Annotated in this window: 20 protein-coding genes and 1 rRNA gene; 20 read left to right on the top strand and 1 reads right to left on the bottom strand. The window is 45.6% G+C overall.

Features of this window, described 5'->3' with window-relative positions; translation table 11 throughout:
* Positions 1-34: 34 nt before the first annotated feature.
* On the bottom strand, positions 35-559 hold the full coding sequence (locus MHM94_RS17345; RefSeq protein WP_235420063.1) for a GNAT family N-acetyltransferase: 525 nt from the start codon (positions 557-559) through the stop codon (positions 35-37).
* 86 nt (positions 560-645) lie between these two features.
* Here MHM94_RS17345 and MHM94_RS17340 point away from each other — a divergent pair, with 86 nt between their 5' ends.
* The 20 genes from MHM94_RS17340 to MHM94_RS17245 all read left to right on the top strand — a co-directional run.
* A complete protein-coding gene (locus MHM94_RS17340; RefSeq protein WP_235420062.1) occupies positions 646-2,070 on the top strand; it encodes a PLP-dependent aminotransferase family protein in 1,425 nt (474 codons plus the stop codon).
* A gap of 68 nt (positions 2,071-2,138) precedes the next feature.
* On the top strand, positions 2,139-4,076 hold the full coding sequence (locus tag MHM94_RS17335; RefSeq protein WP_235420061.1) for an AsmA family protein: 1,938 nt from the start codon (positions 2,139-2,141) through the stop codon (positions 4,074-4,076).
* A 318-nt stretch (positions 4,077-4,394) separates the two neighbouring features.
* A complete protein-coding gene (gene rplN, locus MHM94_RS17330) occupies positions 4,395-4,763 on the top strand; it encodes a 50S ribosomal protein L14 (RefSeq protein WP_022943945.1) in 369 nt (122 codons plus the stop codon).
* A 10-nt stretch (positions 4,764-4,773) separates the two neighbouring features.
* On the top strand, positions 4,774-5,088 hold the full coding sequence (gene rplX / locus MHM94_RS17325; protein WP_022943946.1) for a 50S ribosomal protein L24: 315 nt from the start codon (positions 4,774-4,776) through the stop codon (positions 5,086-5,088).
* A gap of 15 nt (positions 5,089-5,103) precedes the next feature.
* Positions 5,104-5,643, top strand: coding sequence for a 50S ribosomal protein L5 (rplE, locus tag MHM94_RS17320; RefSeq protein WP_045980290.1), 540 nt, complete (start codon positions 5,104-5,106; stop codon positions 5,641-5,643).
* A gap of 10 nt (positions 5,644-5,653) precedes the next feature.
* Complete coding sequence (rpsN, locus tag MHM94_RS17315) at positions 5,654-5,959, top strand: 30S ribosomal protein S14 (protein ID WP_022943948.1); 306 nt, start codon at positions 5,654-5,656, stop codon at positions 5,957-5,959.
* Between the two features lie 21 nt (positions 5,960-5,980).
* Positions 5,981-6,373: a 30S ribosomal protein S8 gene (gene rpsH, locus MHM94_RS17310; RefSeq protein WP_022943949.1), complete on the top strand. Its 393-nt coding sequence runs from the start codon at positions 5,981-5,983 to the stop codon at positions 6,371-6,373.
* Between the two features lie 12 nt (positions 6,374-6,385).
* Entirely contained in the window at positions 6,386-6,919 is a 534-nt protein-coding gene (rplF, locus tag MHM94_RS17305) for a 50S ribosomal protein L6 (protein WP_022943950.1), read from the top strand.
* A 9-nt stretch (positions 6,920-6,928) separates the two neighbouring features.
* Positions 6,929-7,282 (top strand): 50S ribosomal protein L18, encoded by a 354-nt coding sequence (rplR, locus tag MHM94_RS17300; RefSeq protein WP_022943951.1) that lies wholly within the window; start codon positions 6,929-6,931, stop codon positions 7,280-7,282.
* A 9-nt stretch (positions 7,283-7,291) separates the two neighbouring features.
* On the top strand, positions 7,292-7,798 hold the full coding sequence (gene rpsE / locus MHM94_RS17295; RefSeq protein ID WP_022943952.1) for a 30S ribosomal protein S5: 507 nt from the start codon (positions 7,292-7,294) through the stop codon (positions 7,796-7,798).
* Between the two features lie 6 nt (positions 7,799-7,804).
* Positions 7,805-7,984: a 50S ribosomal protein L30 gene (gene rpmD, locus MHM94_RS17290; RefSeq protein ID WP_081604373.1), complete on the top strand. Its 180-nt coding sequence runs from the start codon at positions 7,805-7,807 to the stop codon at positions 7,982-7,984.
* A gap of 5 nt (positions 7,985-7,989) precedes the next feature.
* Positions 7,990-8,424 (top strand): 50S ribosomal protein L15, encoded by a 435-nt coding sequence (gene rplO, locus MHM94_RS17285; protein ID WP_022943953.1) that lies wholly within the window; start codon positions 7,990-7,992, stop codon positions 8,422-8,424.
* Between the two features lie 11 nt (positions 8,425-8,435).
* Positions 8,436-9,764, top strand: a complete 1,329-nt coding sequence (gene secY / locus MHM94_RS17280) for a preprotein translocase subunit SecY (RefSeq protein ID WP_022943954.1) — start codon at positions 8,436-8,438, stop codon at positions 9,762-9,764.
* Between the two features lie 22 nt (positions 9,765-9,786).
* Positions 9,787-9,900 carry a 50S ribosomal protein L36 gene (gene rpmJ / locus MHM94_RS17275; protein WP_002959476.1) on the top strand — a complete coding sequence of 38 codons (114 nt, stop codon included), beginning with the start codon at positions 9,787-9,789 and terminating at the stop codon, positions 9,898-9,900.
* A gap of 130 nt (positions 9,901-10,030) precedes the next feature.
* Positions 10,031-10,387 carry a 30S ribosomal protein S13 gene (rpsM, locus tag MHM94_RS17270; RefSeq protein WP_022943955.1) on the top strand — a complete coding sequence of 119 codons (357 nt, stop codon included), beginning with the start codon at positions 10,031-10,033 and terminating at the stop codon, positions 10,385-10,387.
* Positions 10,388-10,400: 13 nt separating this feature from the next.
* A complete protein-coding gene (rpsK, locus tag MHM94_RS17265; RefSeq protein WP_022943956.1) occupies positions 10,401-10,787 on the top strand; it encodes a 30S ribosomal protein S11 in 387 nt (128 codons plus the stop codon).
* A 21-nt stretch (positions 10,788-10,808) separates the two neighbouring features.
* Positions 10,809-11,429, top strand: a complete 621-nt coding sequence (gene rpsD, locus MHM94_RS17260; protein WP_022943957.1) for a 30S ribosomal protein S4 — start codon at positions 10,809-10,811, stop codon at positions 11,427-11,429.
* 24 nt (positions 11,430-11,453) lie between these two features.
* A complete protein-coding gene (gene rpoA, locus MHM94_RS17255; protein ID WP_022943958.1) occupies positions 11,454-12,440 on the top strand; it encodes a DNA-directed RNA polymerase subunit alpha in 987 nt (328 codons plus the stop codon).
* Between the two features lie 40 nt (positions 12,441-12,480).
* A complete protein-coding gene (rplQ, locus tag MHM94_RS17250; protein WP_022943959.1) occupies positions 12,481-12,882 on the top strand; it encodes a 50S ribosomal protein L17 in 402 nt (133 codons plus the stop codon).
* Between the two features lie 669 nt (positions 12,883-13,551).
* Positions 13,552-13,668: ribosomal RNA gene (locus tag MHM94_RS17245) — 16S ribosomal RNA — on the top strand; the annotation flags it as partial.

Here is a 13,668-nt window from a genome sequence, read left to right as displayed (position 1 = left end):
ATATTGACTTTGCTGTTTTAAGTAGCTTGGAGGCTTATCTACTATAGGGAGCACACAGATAATCATAGCGTTGTAGGTTGAGCCCCCATTGACGATATGAATCCGTGTGCGTAAACCCAAGTTTTTGCAAAATGCGTACAGAGCCCGTGTTGGCACTATCTACTTCGGCATAAATTCCCGGTAATGCGAGGGTGGTTAGCCCATATGTCATGACGCTTTGTGCCGCCTCATAGCCAAGACCCTGTTGCCAATACTGAGGAAGCATGCGGTAGCCTAAATCAGCAAGCTGTTGTTGTGGGTTGAACTTAAAACCACAAAATCCAATTAACTTGTTGTGTTGCTTGTGTATCAAGGCATAACGAGCGTAACCATAACGTTTGTATTCGTGTAACCAAACGTCTTTGATGAGGCGCCGAGCCTGTTCGCTGGTGCTTATCTGAGCGGGGTCTCCGGTATACCGAGTGACTTCGGTGTTGGCATTAAATGCGCGCACTGCTTCGGCATCAGCAAGCCGGAAATGACGCATCTGCAGCCTTGGTGTGTCTATTAATAGGATCATGTTAGCTCCTTTTCGTTTGACAACCAGTGTAATGGCACGTAAAAAAGCAAAACAGACACAATAAAAATGAAAAATAAGCAATACAGATGCCCAGTTTTATCTATCAGCGAGAGGCCGAGGTACTAGCTAAGTCAATTAATAATGGCCAATTAAAACAGGGTGATAGGCTTCTTTCTGTCCGGGATTTCGCTCGTGAAAGAAAAGTTGGGATATCGACAGCTGCTAAAATTTATGAACATTTGCAAAGACAACAACTCATTGAGGCCCGGCCGCGCAGTGGTTATTACGTTTGTGCTCGTCAACAAAGCACTGCGCAACAAAACTTTGGTGATAAATTAATCCCAAGTGAGCTGATTTCCATGCCGTTACACAAAGCGGTGCAATACAGTTTTAACGACGCAGATATAGTGCCGCTATCCTGCACTGGGCCAAGTACGGTATTAGACAACGAAGCGCTACTCACGCGGGCGCAAAAGCGTGTGCGCAGGCAGCGTCCATTTAAATTACTCCAAGACAATCGCGAAGCCGGTATTGATTCGCTGCGCCAAGAAATTGCGACACATTATGCGTTGAGTCAGCAGCTTATAAATCCAGCCGAGGTCGTCATTACCCATGGACGCAGTTCGGCACTTACTTTGGCGTTAAAGGGGTTAGGGTTGAGTGAGCATAAGGTGGCAGTTGAGTCTCCAAGCTCATTTTTTATATTGGCGCATTTGCACCACAGCGCTCAAGCTTATGTGGGTGTCCCTATACAGCCCGACTTCGAAACCGAATTGGCATTATTGGAGCAGGCTCGACAAGAGCATGACATTCGCGCTTATATTTTTAACCCTAATTATCAAGATCCGACAGGGCGCCTGCTGAGCGAACAACAAAAACGTGCATTGTTGGCTTGGGCGCAGCGCCATGATGTTGCGTTAATCGAATATGACCGTGGTGAGCTTAGTTTTAGTGAGTTTCGACCTCCGTCAATTGCGAGCCTCTTAGATGAAGATAGCTCTCTAGCGGTGATCAGCATATGTGACTACAGTGATACACTGTCCTTTGCTCTAACCTTGGGGTATATGCTCTGCCGTAATTGCGCTGCTGATATTATTTTGACTAAATCGGTGCTTAGTGAGGCGAGCGACATCGCGAGCCAAGAGCTGGTTACTCATCTGTATCGCAGTGGTGACTATCGCCGTTTAATCCGACGTTTACGAGCGCAACTATTAAGGCAATACCAGCAGGTTGATGAAATTTTCAATCACTTTGGCGTTGCGCATTTGTACCAAGACATCGGTGGTGGGCCAAGTTTATGGTTTGAGCTTCCTCAAGGGGGCTGCAGTGATGAGCTATGGCAACGGTTGATTACTCGGCGTATCGCCATTGCGCCTGGCGAACTCTTTATGCCACAAATCGATTATGCGCGTTTTTTTCGTATGACCTTCGCCCTACCTTGGGAGAAAACCATGGCGCAAGCAGTGCATACACTGGCTCAGCAACTATCATCCTATATTCATGAACTTTAACTACAATTACACAGATAACTACTTTAGGTTATGCTAAACACATTTGCTTTAATGGAACGAGGTTCACCATGAAGACCCTAGCCAAGGTTTTGGGCGTAATCATAGTCGTAATTATCGGCTTACTCATCGCCATTCCTTTCTTTATTCCTGTCGATGCCATCTTCAATAAAGTGTCAGAGCAGGTACAAAACACCACTGGGCGCACACTGACGATTGCCGGCGATAAAGACTTAGCGATTTTCCCTTCACTGCGATTAGAGCTTAATGATGTTAGCTTTAGCAATATGGAAGGGGGATCGCGAGCCAATATGGCGACGATGAAACAATTGGATGTGCATATCCCCTGGAGCACCTTATTCTCTGGCGAAGTGAAGCTGGATAAGTTTGTTATCCGTGAGCCGGATGTGTTGCTGGAAACAAATGCCCAAGGACAAGGTAATTGGCAGCTCTTTGATAAGGTCGCAACTGAGCAATCGCAACAAAGCACTGAGCAAGGCCAAGTCAAGCTGCCAGACAACTTTGATATTGAGCTTGGAGAAGTGGCTATTTATGGTGGTCAGTTCACCTATCTGGACGGGCAAACTGGAAGTAAACAACAAATTAGCGACTTGGAATTAGCGATATTACTTAAATCGTTACGCCAACCTTTAGAACTAGAAGGGGGCATAACGTACATGGGTGAGCGGTTTAACCTTGATATAGAATTGGATAACCCAATCAAAGCCATCGAAGGTCGACCATTTACACTTACGCAAAACTTAACATCTACGCTTGTTGATATGGAATTTAAAGGCAACATTGCTGAGCAGGGTGGAAATATTAGCGGCACCTTGATGTTGCAAGGGGATTCGGTGAAGCGCATTGCCAAGTGGCAAGGCGTTGAGCTCAATGCCAAAGACAACGCGTTTAATGATTTCCGTTTAGAGGGCAGTATGCAGCTGCAAGGGCAGGCTTTTACTATTAATAAGCTCGTGGCGACGTTAGATCAGCTTGCCATTGAAGGTATGAGTACGATTCACCTTGGCGAGCGTTTAGCGCTTACTGCCAATGTAGATTTGGGCATGCTAGATTTAAACCCTTACTTACCGGAGCCTGCCGCGAATACCGAGCAACCAAGTAACGATGATTCTCAGGCTCAACCCTTAGAGTGGGATGATACGCCGATAGACCTTTCTGCCCTGAATGCCCTTGATGCCGATATTGTGGTTCGCTCAAGTGGCTTAAAAGCGCGTGATATTACACTCGGTGAGAACCAATTCAGTATTAAGCTTGATAATGCCGTAGCCACTCTCAGTATGGATAAATTCGCTGCCTATGAAGGCCAGGGAACCGGCAAAGTAACGCTGAACGCAGCGCGACAGCCTTACCACATCGATACTCAGTTTGACCTCAGTGGTATAAATGCTGAGCCTCTTCTTAGCGATGCGGTGAAGTTTGATAAGTTAATGGGTAAAGGGGCGCTCAATTGGCAACTGACTACCGAAGGGCAAAGCCAACAAGGCTTCGTTGATGCGCTGGCTGGCAAATTAGCATTCAGTTTTGCCGATGGTGCTGTTAAAGGAGCGAATATTGCTGAATTGGTGCGAAAGGCGAAGGAACTCGTTAAGGGAAATACATCCGCACTTTCACAAGGCCTTAATACTGGCTTTGATAAGTCACAGCAGACAGACTTTACCGCTTTGACGGGGAGTATGAACTTTACCAAAGGCGTTGGCGTCAACTCAGATTTATCGTTGCTAAGTCCGCTCATTCGTATTACTGGTGAAGGTCAAGTGGATCTCCCCGCGACCAAGGTAAACTACCGCTTAGTAACGGGGATTGTGGATTCAATCGAAGGTCAAGGCACCACCGATGACAGTACCGGTTTCAAAATTCCGGTTCGTATAAAAGGTCCTTTCCATGACGTGGCGGTTAACTTGGACGTTGGTGAGGCAGCCAAAGAGGAAGTGAAAGAAAAAGCCAAAGAAAAAGTAAAAGACAAACTCAAAGGCTTGTTTGGCGGCTAATCCCCCCCATATATACATGCAGCATCAAGGCACTTTTGTGCCTTGATGCTTTTATAAGCAATTGATGGTGCGAAAAATAGCCTGTTTTCGATAATTTTCTGTTCTCACCTTAGGGCTCTCAGAGCCTTTATTAACCGAGCTAAGTAAAGAAATTAATTAAAAATTAGCCTACCTTTTGCCCGCCATTACTGATACAATTGCCCGCCCTCAGCACACAAGTAACCGAAAAGTTGCCTGTTAATTGAGCGGATAATTTATTTAATGCCTTAATTTCTAACGGAATTATGGCGAGTTGTAACTACACCGGAGCACATTAAGATGATCCAAATGCAAACTCAGCTGGACGTTGCAGATAACAGCGGCGCCCGCAAAGTGCAGTGTATTAAAGTCCTTGGCGGTTCACACCGTCGTTACGCATCGGTTGGTGACATCATTAAAGTTGCTGTTAAGGAAGCGATTCCTCGCGGCAAAGTTAAAAAAGGTGATGTTAAAAACGCGGTTGTTGTGCGTACCAAAAAAGGCGTTCGTCGTCCAGACGGCTCTTTGATCCGTTTCGATAGCAATGCGGCTGTTATTTTAAACGATAGCAACCAGCCAATCGGAACCCGTATCTTCGGCCCTGTGACTCGTGAACTTCGTACTGAAAAGTTCATGAAGATCGTTTCACTAGCACCAGAAGTACTATAAGGAGTCGATCATGGCAGCAAAAATCCGTCGTGATGACGAAGTAATCGTACTGGCCGGTAAAGACAAAGGTAAGCGCGGTAAAGTGCTTTCAGTTGTTACTGAAACTGGTCGAGTATTTGTTGAAGGCGTAAACCTTATCAAGAAGCACCAAAAGCCTGTTCCTCAGTTGAACCAAGCTGGCGGTATTGTTGAGAAAGAAGCGTCTATCGACGTATCAAACGTTGCGATCTACAACTCGGAAACGGGTAAAGCAGATCGTGTAGGTTTCAAGATTGAAGACGGTAAGAAATTACGTATCTTCAAATCTACTGGTAAAACTATTTAATAGTTGGAGTAGACGATGGCGAAACTGCATGAAGTATATAAAGACAAAGTAGTCGCTGAACTTCAAAAGAAGTTTGGTTTCAGCTCTGTCATGCAAGTCCCTCAGATCGAAAAGATCACATTAAACATGGGTGTGGGCGAAGCCCTAGCTGACAAGAAAATTCTAGAAAACGCTGTTGCTGATCTAGAAGCAATCTCTGGTCAGAAGCCTCTTATCACGAAAGCACGCAAATCAGTTGCTGGCTTTAAGATCCGTGAAGGCTACCCAATTGGTTGTAAAGTAACCCTACGTGGCGAGCGTATGTGGGACTTTTTTGAGCGTTTGGTTTCAATCGCTATCCCGCGTATTCGCGATTTCCGTGGTGTAAGCGCTAAGTCTTTCGACGGTCGCGGCAACTACAGCATGGGCGTACGTGAACAAATCATCTTCCCAGAAATCGATTATGATCGTGTAGACCGTGTACGTGGTCTAGACATCACTATCACTACTTCTGCGCAGAATGATGAGGAAGGCCGTGCGTTGTTAGAAGCGTTTAACTTCCCATTCAAGAAATAAGGGTAGGGTTATGGCAAAGAATTCAATGAAAGCGCGCGAAGCAAAGCGCACTAAACTAGTTGCCCAATACGCTGAAAAGCGTGCGGCACTAAAAGCTATCATCAGCGATGTTAATTCATCAGATGAAGAGCGTTGGGACGCGGTTCTGAAGCTTCAGACTCTTCCGCGTGATTCAAGCCCTGCACGTCAACGTAATCGTTGTAACATCACGGGCCGCCCACATGGTTACCTTCGCAAGTTCGGCCTAAGCCGTATCAAAGTTCGCGAAGCAGCTATGCGCGGTGAAATTCCTGGCCTTAAAAAGGCTAGTTGGTAATAGAATCACGGGAGTAAGACAATGAGCTTGCAAGATCCTATTGCGGATTTGTTCACACGTATCCGTAACGGCCAGACTGCGAAGAAGGTTTCTATCTCAATGCCATCTTCAAAGCTGAAAATAGCAGTTGCTAAAGTACTAACTGATGAAGGTTATGTTTCTGGTTACTCAGTAACAGAAGGCGCTAAACCTGAACTAAACATCGAGCTTAAGTACTTCGAAGGCAAAGCTGTAATCGAAAACATCCAGCGTGTTAGCCGCCCTGGTCTACGTATCTATAAGAAACGTGACGCATTACCTAAGGTAATGGGTGGTCTAGGTATCGCTATCGTATCAACTTCTAAAGGCCTGATGACTGACCGTGCTGCGCGTAGCGCTGGCGTGGGCGGTGAAATCATTGGCTTTGTAGCGTAATCGGAGGGGACTATGTCGCGTATAGCAAAGGCACCTATTAATGTTCCAGCCGGTGTAGAAATCACGCTTAAAGGCCAGGACATCACAGTTAAAGGTAAGAATGGTGAACTTAGCCGTGCTATCAACGAAGCGGTTGAAGTTTCATTCGAAGACAATGTAATCACCACTAAACCTGTAGAAGGCGTTGCTAACGCTTGGGCTCAAGCTGGTACTGCACGTGCACTTATCAACAACATGATTGTTGGTGTGAACGACGGTTACGAGAAGAAGCTACAGCTAGTTGGTGTTGGTTACCGTGCTGCGGTGAAAGGTAAAGTACTAGATTTAACGCTAGGCTTCTCACACCCAGTCAACTTCGAGATCCCAGAGGGCATCACGATTGAAGCTCCGAGCCAAACTGAGATCGTTGTTAAGGGCGCAGACAAGCAGCTAGTTGGTCAAACTGCTGCAAACATTCGCGCATACCGTGAGCCAGAGCCTTATAAAGGTAAAGGTGTTCGCTATGCTGACGAATACGTGCGTCGTAAAGAGGCTAAGAAGAAGTAAGGTAGGACGATGGATAAGAGAACAGCACGTCTACGTCGCGCTAAGCGCTCACGTAGAAATTTTATTGAACAGGGCAAAATCCGCCTTGTTATCCACCGCACGCCACGTCACATCTATGCTCAGGTTATTAGTGCTGAGGGTAGTGTACTGGCTGCTGCTTCTACTGTTGAGAAAGCAATTGCTGAAACAGTTAAAGGCACTGGCAACATCGAAGCTGCTCAAGCAGTGGGTAAAGCAGTTGCAGAACGTGCGGCTGAAAAAGGCGTTAACGAAAGTATCGCTTTTGACCGCAGTGGCTTTAAATATCACGGCCGTGTGAAGGCGCTTGCGGATGCAGCGCGTGAAGCCGGTCTGCAATTCTAGGAGTAGACAATGGCTAACGTAGAAGCAAAGCAACAACAGCCTGATTTGGCTGAAAAGCTAATCGCGGTAAACCGTGTGTCTAAGGTGGTTAAAGGTGGTCGTATCTTTAGCTTCACTGCACTTACAGTAGTAGGTGACGGCGCAGGTAAAGTAGGTTTTGGTTATGGTAAAGCACGTGAAGTTCCAGCTGCTATTCAAAAAGCAATGGAAAAAGCACGTCGTAACATGATCAAGGTAGAGCTTAAAGGCAATACACTTCAGCACCCTATCAAGGGTCGTCACGCTGGTTCTAAAGTGTACATGCAACCAGCATCTGAAGGTACTGGTATCATCGCCGGTGGTGCGATGCGTGCAGTACTAGAAGTAGCTGGTGTACAAAACGTATTGTCAAAAGCCTACGGTTCGACTAACCCGATCAACGTTGTTCGCGCAACTATCTCAGCACTAGAGAACATGAAGTCTCCAGAAGCAGTTGCTGCGAAGCGTGGTCTTAGCGTTGAAGAAATTTTGGGGTAAGACACCATGGCAAATACAGTAAAAGTAACTCAAGTACGTAGTTCAATCGGCCGCTTGCCGAAGCATAGAGCTACATTACGTGGCCTTGGTTTACGTCGTATCAACCACACTGTAGAGCTAGAAGATACGCCTTCAGTACGTGGTATGATCAACCAAGTTTCTTACATGGTTAAGGTTGAGGGGTAATTCGAATGAATTTGAATACACTTTCACCTGCTGCAGGTGCAAAATCAGCCGGCAAACGTGTGGGCCGTGGTATCGGTTCTGGCCTAGGTAAAACTGGTGGCCGTGGTCACAAAGGTCAAAAATCACGTTCTGGTGGTAAAGTACGCGTTGGTTTCGAAGGCGGTCAAATGCCTATGCAACGTCGTCTACCTAAGTTTGGTTTCACTTCACGCAAGTCTCTTGCGACTAAAGAAGTGAATCTATTCGAAATCGCTAAAGTTGAAGGCGATGTGGTAGATCTAAACGCGTTACAAGCAGCTGGTCTGGTTAAGAAGAACATCCAGTTCGTTAAAGTAGTTAAATCTGGTGAAGTTTCTCGCGCCGTCACTGTTAAAGGTCTTAAAGTGACCAAAGGTGCACGCGAAGCGATTGAAGCTGCCGGAGGCAAGGTAGAAGAGTAAGGAAGTACTTTATGGCTAAACCAGGTCACGATATGCAAAGTGCACAAAGCGGGCTTGCGGAGTTGAAGCGTCGTTTACTATTTGTACTCGGTGCTATCATTATTTACCGTTTAGGTTCATTCGTGCCGATCCCTGGGATTGACGCCGCTGTACTTGCCGAATTCTTCGAGCAACAGAAGGGCACCATTGTTGAAATGTTCAACATGTTCAGCGGTGGTGCGCTTGAGCGTGCTTCGGTACTTGCACTGGGTATTATGCCCTATATTTCGGCCTCAATTATCATGCAGCTACTAACGCATATACATCCTGCGATGGTAGAGCTGAAAAAAGAGGGTGAACAGGGGCGTAAGAAAATCAGTCAGTACACGCGTTATGGTACGCTCGTGCTTGCTACGTTCCAATCAATCGGTATTGCTACTGGCTTACCGAACATGATGGACGGGTTAGTTGTTAACCCCGGCTTTGGTTTCTACTTCACTGCTGTAGTGAGCTTAGTAACCGGCTGTATGTTCTTAATGTGGTTGGGCGAACAAATTACAGAGCGTGGTATCGGTAACGGTATCTCAGTTCTGATTTTTGTTGGTATCGTAGCTAACCTGCCGTCTGCTATTGGTTCGACAGCCGAAATGGCGCGCCAAGGTGAATTGAACATTTTGGTACTGGTATTGATTGCGGTAATCGTGTTTGCCGTTACTTACTTGGTGGTTTTCTTTGAACGTGGTCAACGTCGTATTGTTGTTAACTACGCAAAGCGCCAACAAGGTCGTCAGGTGTACGCTGCTCAAAGCACACACTTGCCGTTGAAAGTAAATATGGCTGGGGTTATTCCACCAATCTTTGCTAGTAGTATCATTCTGTTCCCTGGTACAATTGCAAGCTGGTTCGGCCAGGGTGAAGGTCCTGTAGCTGACGTGTTACAAGCCATTTCCACAGCATTGACTCCGGGTCAACCGCTGTACGCAATGGTCTTGGCTGCTGCTATTATCTTTTTCTGCTTTTTCTACACTGCGTTGGTTTTCAACCCGCGTGAAACTGCAGACAACCTGAAAAAATCTGGAGCTTTCATTCCAGGTATTCGTCCAGGTGAGCAGACATCGAAATACATTGATAAAGTAATGACACGCCTGACATTGGCAGGTGCCTTGTACATTACCTTTATCTGTCTAGTGCCCGAGTTTATGACCATGGCATGGCAAACGCCATTCTACTTCGGCGGTACATCAATCTTGATTATCGTTGTTGTGATCATGGACTTTATGGCACAAGTACAGACCCATCTGATGTCACATCAGTATGATTCTGTGCTGAAAAAAGCAAACCTTAAAGGCTATGGCCGATAAGGTCGGTTTACGGAGTTGAGTAATGAAAGTACGTGCTTCCGTTAAGAAAATCTGCCGTAACTGCAAAGTAATCAAACGTGCCGGCGTTGTACGTGTGATTTGCAGTGAGCCTAAGCACAAGCAAAGGCAAGGCTAATTAAACAAGTCATGCAGGCTGAGTGGTATGCTCGGCCTGTGTTTTTCATTGTAGTTTGGTCATCACTTGAGTATCCTAACGGGCTTTTCGAGAAGATGATTACCAAATTTAAACTATAGGAGATGTGTTAGTGGCCCGTATAGCTGGCATTAACGTTCCTGATCATAAACATGCGGTTATTGGTTTAACCTCAATTTATGGTGTAGGTAAAACCCGCGCTAAGGCGATCTTGGCAGCGGTAGGTATCGCAGAAGATACTAAAATCGGTGAACTAAATGACGAAACTCTTGACACGCTTCGTGAAGAAGTTGGCAAGTACACTGTAGAAGGTGATCTTCGTCGTGAAGTTACTTTGAACATCAAGCGTCTTATGGACCTTGGTTGCTTCCGTGGTTTACGTCACCGTCGTTCGCTACCACTACGTGGTCAGCGTACTAAGACTAACGCGCGTACTCGTAAGGGTCCTCGCAAGCCTATCAAGAAATAAGGTGGGGTAAATTATGGCTAAAGCACCAATTCGTCGTAAGAAGGTCAAAAAGCAAGTTGCTGATGGCATGGCTCACGTTCATGCGTCTTTCAACAACACTATTGTTACGATTACAGACCGTCAAGGTAATGCACTTTCTTGGGCAACTGCCGGTGGTTCAGGTTTCCGTGGTTCACGTAAATCTACACCATTCGCTGCTCAGGTAGCTGCAGAGCGTGCAGGTACTGCTGCACAAGAATACGGTTTGAAGAACTTAGAAGTATTCATTAAAGGTCCAGGTCCAGGCCGTGAGTCTGCTGTACGTGCATTGAATGCTGCTGGTTTCCGTATCACAAACATCACTGACGTGACGCCAATTCCACACAATGGTTGTCGTCCACCGAAGAAACGTCGCGTATAACAATAGGTTAGGAGAAAGAACATGGCAAGATATTTGGGCCCTAAGCTCAAGCTAAGTCGTCGTGAAGGTACTGACCTGTTCCTTAAGAGCGGCGTACGAGCTATCGACTCTAAGTGTAAACTTGAGACAGCACCTGGTCAGCACGGCGCCCGTAAGGGTCGTTTATCTGACTACGGTCTACAGCTACGTGAAAAGCAAAAGGTTCGTCGTATGTACGGCATCCTTGAAAAGCAATTCCGTAACTACTACAAAGAAGCTGCTCGCCTTAAAGGCAATACAGGTGAAAACCTACTTCAGCTTCTAGAGCAACGTCTAGACAATGTTGTATATCGCATGGGTTTTGCAAGCACACGTGCTGAAGCGCGTCAGCTAGTAAGTCACAAAGCGATTATGGTTAATGGTCGTGTTGTAAACATTCCTTCTTTCAACGTTACTCCTGAAGATCAGGTAGAAATTCGTGAGAAGTCGAAGAAGCAAGCACGTATCGTTGGAGCTCTAGAATTGGCTGAGCAACGTGAGAAGCCAACTTGGGTTGAAGTTGACGGTAAGAAAATGGAAGGTACTTTTAAGCGCCTACCTGAGCGTTCTGATCTGTCTGCGGACATTAACGAACAACTAATCGTCGAACTTTACTCGAAGTAAAGTTAAGAGTTAAGAGAGGATAAAATGCAGGGTTCTGTAACCGAATTCCTAAAACCAAGGTTAGTCGATATCGACGCTATCAACCCAACTCGTTCAAAAGTGGTACTAGAGCCGCTTGAGCGTGGTTTTGGTCACACTCTAGGAAACGCTCTACGTCGTATTCTGTTGTCATCTATGCCTGGATGCGCAGTTACTGAGGTAGAAATTGATGGCGTTTTACATGAGTACAGCGCGAAAGAAGGCGTACAAGAAGACATCATTGAAATCCTGTTAAACCTTAAAGGTCTAGCAGTTAATATCGAAGGCAAAGATGAAGTTTTTCTGACCCTGACTAAATCTGGTGTAGGCCCTGTGACTGCGGCAGATATCCAGCACGATGGTGATGTAACAATCAGCAATCCTGATCACGTAATTTGTCATTTAACAACTGACAATAGCGAGATCAGCATGCGCATCCGTGTTGAGCGTGGTCGTGGTTATGTACCAGCTTCTAGCCGCGTATCCTCTGAAGACGATGAGCGCCCAATCGGCCGTTTGTTGCTTGATGCATCATTCAGCCCAGTTGAGCGTATTGCGTACTCGGTCGAATCAGCACGTGTTGAACAACGTACTGACTTAGACAAGTTAATCATTGATATGGAAACAAACGGCACTTTAGATCCTGAAGAAGCGATCCGCCGTGCGTCGACCATTCTTGCTGAGCAATTAGAAGCATTCGTAGACTTACGCGATGTTTCTGAGCCAGAAGAGAAGGAAGAGAAGCCAGAATTCGATCCTATTCTGCTTCGTCCAGTTGATGATCTTGAGCTAACAGTTCGTTCAGCAAACTGCTTGAAAGCCGAGCAAATTCAATATATCGGTGATTTAGTACAGCGTACCGAAGTTGAGCTTCTGAAAACACCTAACTTAGGTAAGAAGTCTCTAACTGAGATCAAAGACGTGCTTGCATCACGTGGTCTGTCTCTAGGCATGCGCTTAGAAAACTGGCCGCCAGCAAGCTTAGCTGAGTAATCTAAATCACTATATTTAGTTTAGTTAGAAGGATAGGGTCATGCGCCATCGTAAGAGTGGTCGTCAATTAAACCGTAACAGCAGCCATCGCAAAGCGATGTTCAGCAATATGGCTGGTTCTTTGGTGAAGCACGAAATCATCAAAACAACATTGCCTAAAGCGAAAGAGCTGCGCCGTGTAATTGAACCTTTAATCACACTGGCTAAGACTGATAGCGTTGCAAATCGCCGTTTAGCATTTGCTCGCACGCGTGATAAAGAAGTTGTTGGTAAGTTGTTTAGCGAGATTGGTCCTCGCTACGAAGGCCGTCCTGGTGGTTACACTCGTATTTTGAAGTGTGGCTTCCGTGCAGGCGACAACGCACCAATGGCTTACATTGAACTAGTAGATCGCCCAGTTGCGAGCGAAGACGTTCAAGAAGACGCACAGTCTGCAGAGTAAGTCGTAAAAGACACAAAAAGCCGAGCTTATGCTCGGCTTTTTCTTTTTATGGCCAAAATTAAATTTCAGCTCTTCTATATATAGCTATTTAGCTAAACCCTTCTCTATATAAAACATCTTAAATGTAGCAATTTAGATCTTAAATAGATCTATAACTGTTAAATACAGTAGTTTTAGTTTTATTTTTGTTCAAACGATCCGTTTTTTGCAGTTTTCTTTAAAAAAGGGGTTGCGTGGAAATCGAATCTCCCTATAATGCGCATCCACCGACACGGCGGACTGCTTACAAACAAGCACTTCAACGAGTTGGGTGAGTCAAGTAAAACTGAGTTTTAAAAGACGCATTGAAAAATGCAAACTTCTTAAAATAAAGTGTTGACAATAAAGTGGGGTTGAGTAGAATGCACAGCCCTGAACGGGAGCAAAGCTTCCGAGGCAAAAGCCTAAAACGTTCTTTAAAAATATGAAGCAATCATCTGTGTGGGCACTCGTACAGATTGAGTTCTAACAGCCGATTCTAGTTCGCTAGATGACGCAAACAAATTTAGAGTCTCAATTGAGCTGAGTGACCAACGGAATAAATTTAATTTATTCAGCACAGTCAATTCGATATCGATAGATATCAAAATCAGTATTCATTGAGCTGAATCTTCGGATTCAAAAAACTTTTAATTGAAGAGTTTGATCATGGCTCAGATTGAACGCTGGCGGCAGGCCTAACACATGCAAGTCGAGCGGAAACGAAGAGGTGCTTGCACCTCTGGCGTCGAGCGGCGGACGGGTGAG

It is taken from the genome of Pseudoalteromonas sp. CNAT2-18.1 (assembly GCF_022347865.1).
Lineage (GTDB): Bacteria > Pseudomonadota > Gammaproteobacteria > Enterobacterales > Alteromonadaceae > Pseudoalteromonas > Pseudoalteromonas ruthenica.
The sequence above is the reverse complement of the archived record's forward strand: the minus strand, read 5'-3'. Positions and strand labels throughout refer to the sequence as shown.

Bases quoted from the DNA above. Each gene is read 5' to 3' on its own strand.
- MHM94_RS17345 (WP_235420063.1), bottom strand. From the start codon at position 559: ATGATCCTATTAATAGACACACCAAGGCTGCAGATGCGTCATTTCCGG.
- MHM94_RS17340 (WP_235420062.1), top strand. From the start codon at position 646: ATGCCCAGTTTTATCTATCAGCGAGAGGCCGAGGTACTAGCTAAGTCA.
- MHM94_RS17335 (WP_235420061.1), top strand. From the start codon at position 2,139: ATGAAGACCCTAGCCAAGGTTTTGGGCGTAATCATAGTCGTAATTATC.
- rplN (WP_022943945.1), top strand. From the start codon at position 4,395: ATGATCCAAATGCAAACTCAGCTGGACGTTGCAGATAACAGCGGCGCC.
- rplX (WP_022943946.1), top strand. From the start codon at position 4,774: ATGGCAGCAAAAATCCGTCGTGATGACGAAGTAATCGTACTGGCCGGT.
- rplE (WP_045980290.1), top strand. From the start codon at position 5,104: ATGGCGAAACTGCATGAAGTATATAAAGACAAAGTAGTCGCTGAACTT.
- rpsN (WP_022943948.1), top strand. From the start codon at position 5,654: ATGGCAAAGAATTCAATGAAAGCGCGCGAAGCAAAGCGCACTAAACTA.
- rpsH (WP_022943949.1), top strand. From the start codon at position 5,981: ATGAGCTTGCAAGATCCTATTGCGGATTTGTTCACACGTATCCGTAAC.
- rplF (WP_022943950.1), top strand. From the start codon at position 6,386: ATGTCGCGTATAGCAAAGGCACCTATTAATGTTCCAGCCGGTGTAGAA.
- rplR (WP_022943951.1), top strand. From the start codon at position 6,929: ATGGATAAGAGAACAGCACGTCTACGTCGCGCTAAGCGCTCACGTAGA.
- rpsE (WP_022943952.1), top strand. From the start codon at position 7,292: ATGGCTAACGTAGAAGCAAAGCAACAACAGCCTGATTTGGCTGAAAAG.
- rpmD (WP_081604373.1), top strand. From the start codon at position 7,805: ATGGCAAATACAGTAAAAGTAACTCAAGTACGTAGTTCAATCGGCCGC.
- rplO (WP_022943953.1), top strand. From the start codon at position 7,990: ATGAATTTGAATACACTTTCACCTGCTGCAGGTGCAAAATCAGCCGGC.
- secY (WP_022943954.1), top strand. From the start codon at position 8,436: ATGGCTAAACCAGGTCACGATATGCAAAGTGCACAAAGCGGGCTTGCG.
- rpmJ (WP_002959476.1), top strand. From the start codon at position 9,787: ATGAAAGTACGTGCTTCCGTTAAGAAAATCTGCCGTAACTGCAAAGTA.
- rpsK (WP_022943956.1), top strand. From the start codon at position 10,401: ATGGCTAAAGCACCAATTCGTCGTAAGAAGGTCAAAAAGCAAGTTGCT.
- rpsD (WP_022943957.1), top strand. From the start codon at position 10,809: ATGGCAAGATATTTGGGCCCTAAGCTCAAGCTAAGTCGTCGTGAAGGT.
- rpoA (WP_022943958.1), top strand. From the start codon at position 11,454: ATGCAGGGTTCTGTAACCGAATTCCTAAAACCAAGGTTAGTCGATATC.
- rplQ (WP_022943959.1), top strand. From the start codon at position 12,481: ATGCGCCATCGTAAGAGTGGTCGTCAATTAAACCGTAACAGCAGCCAT.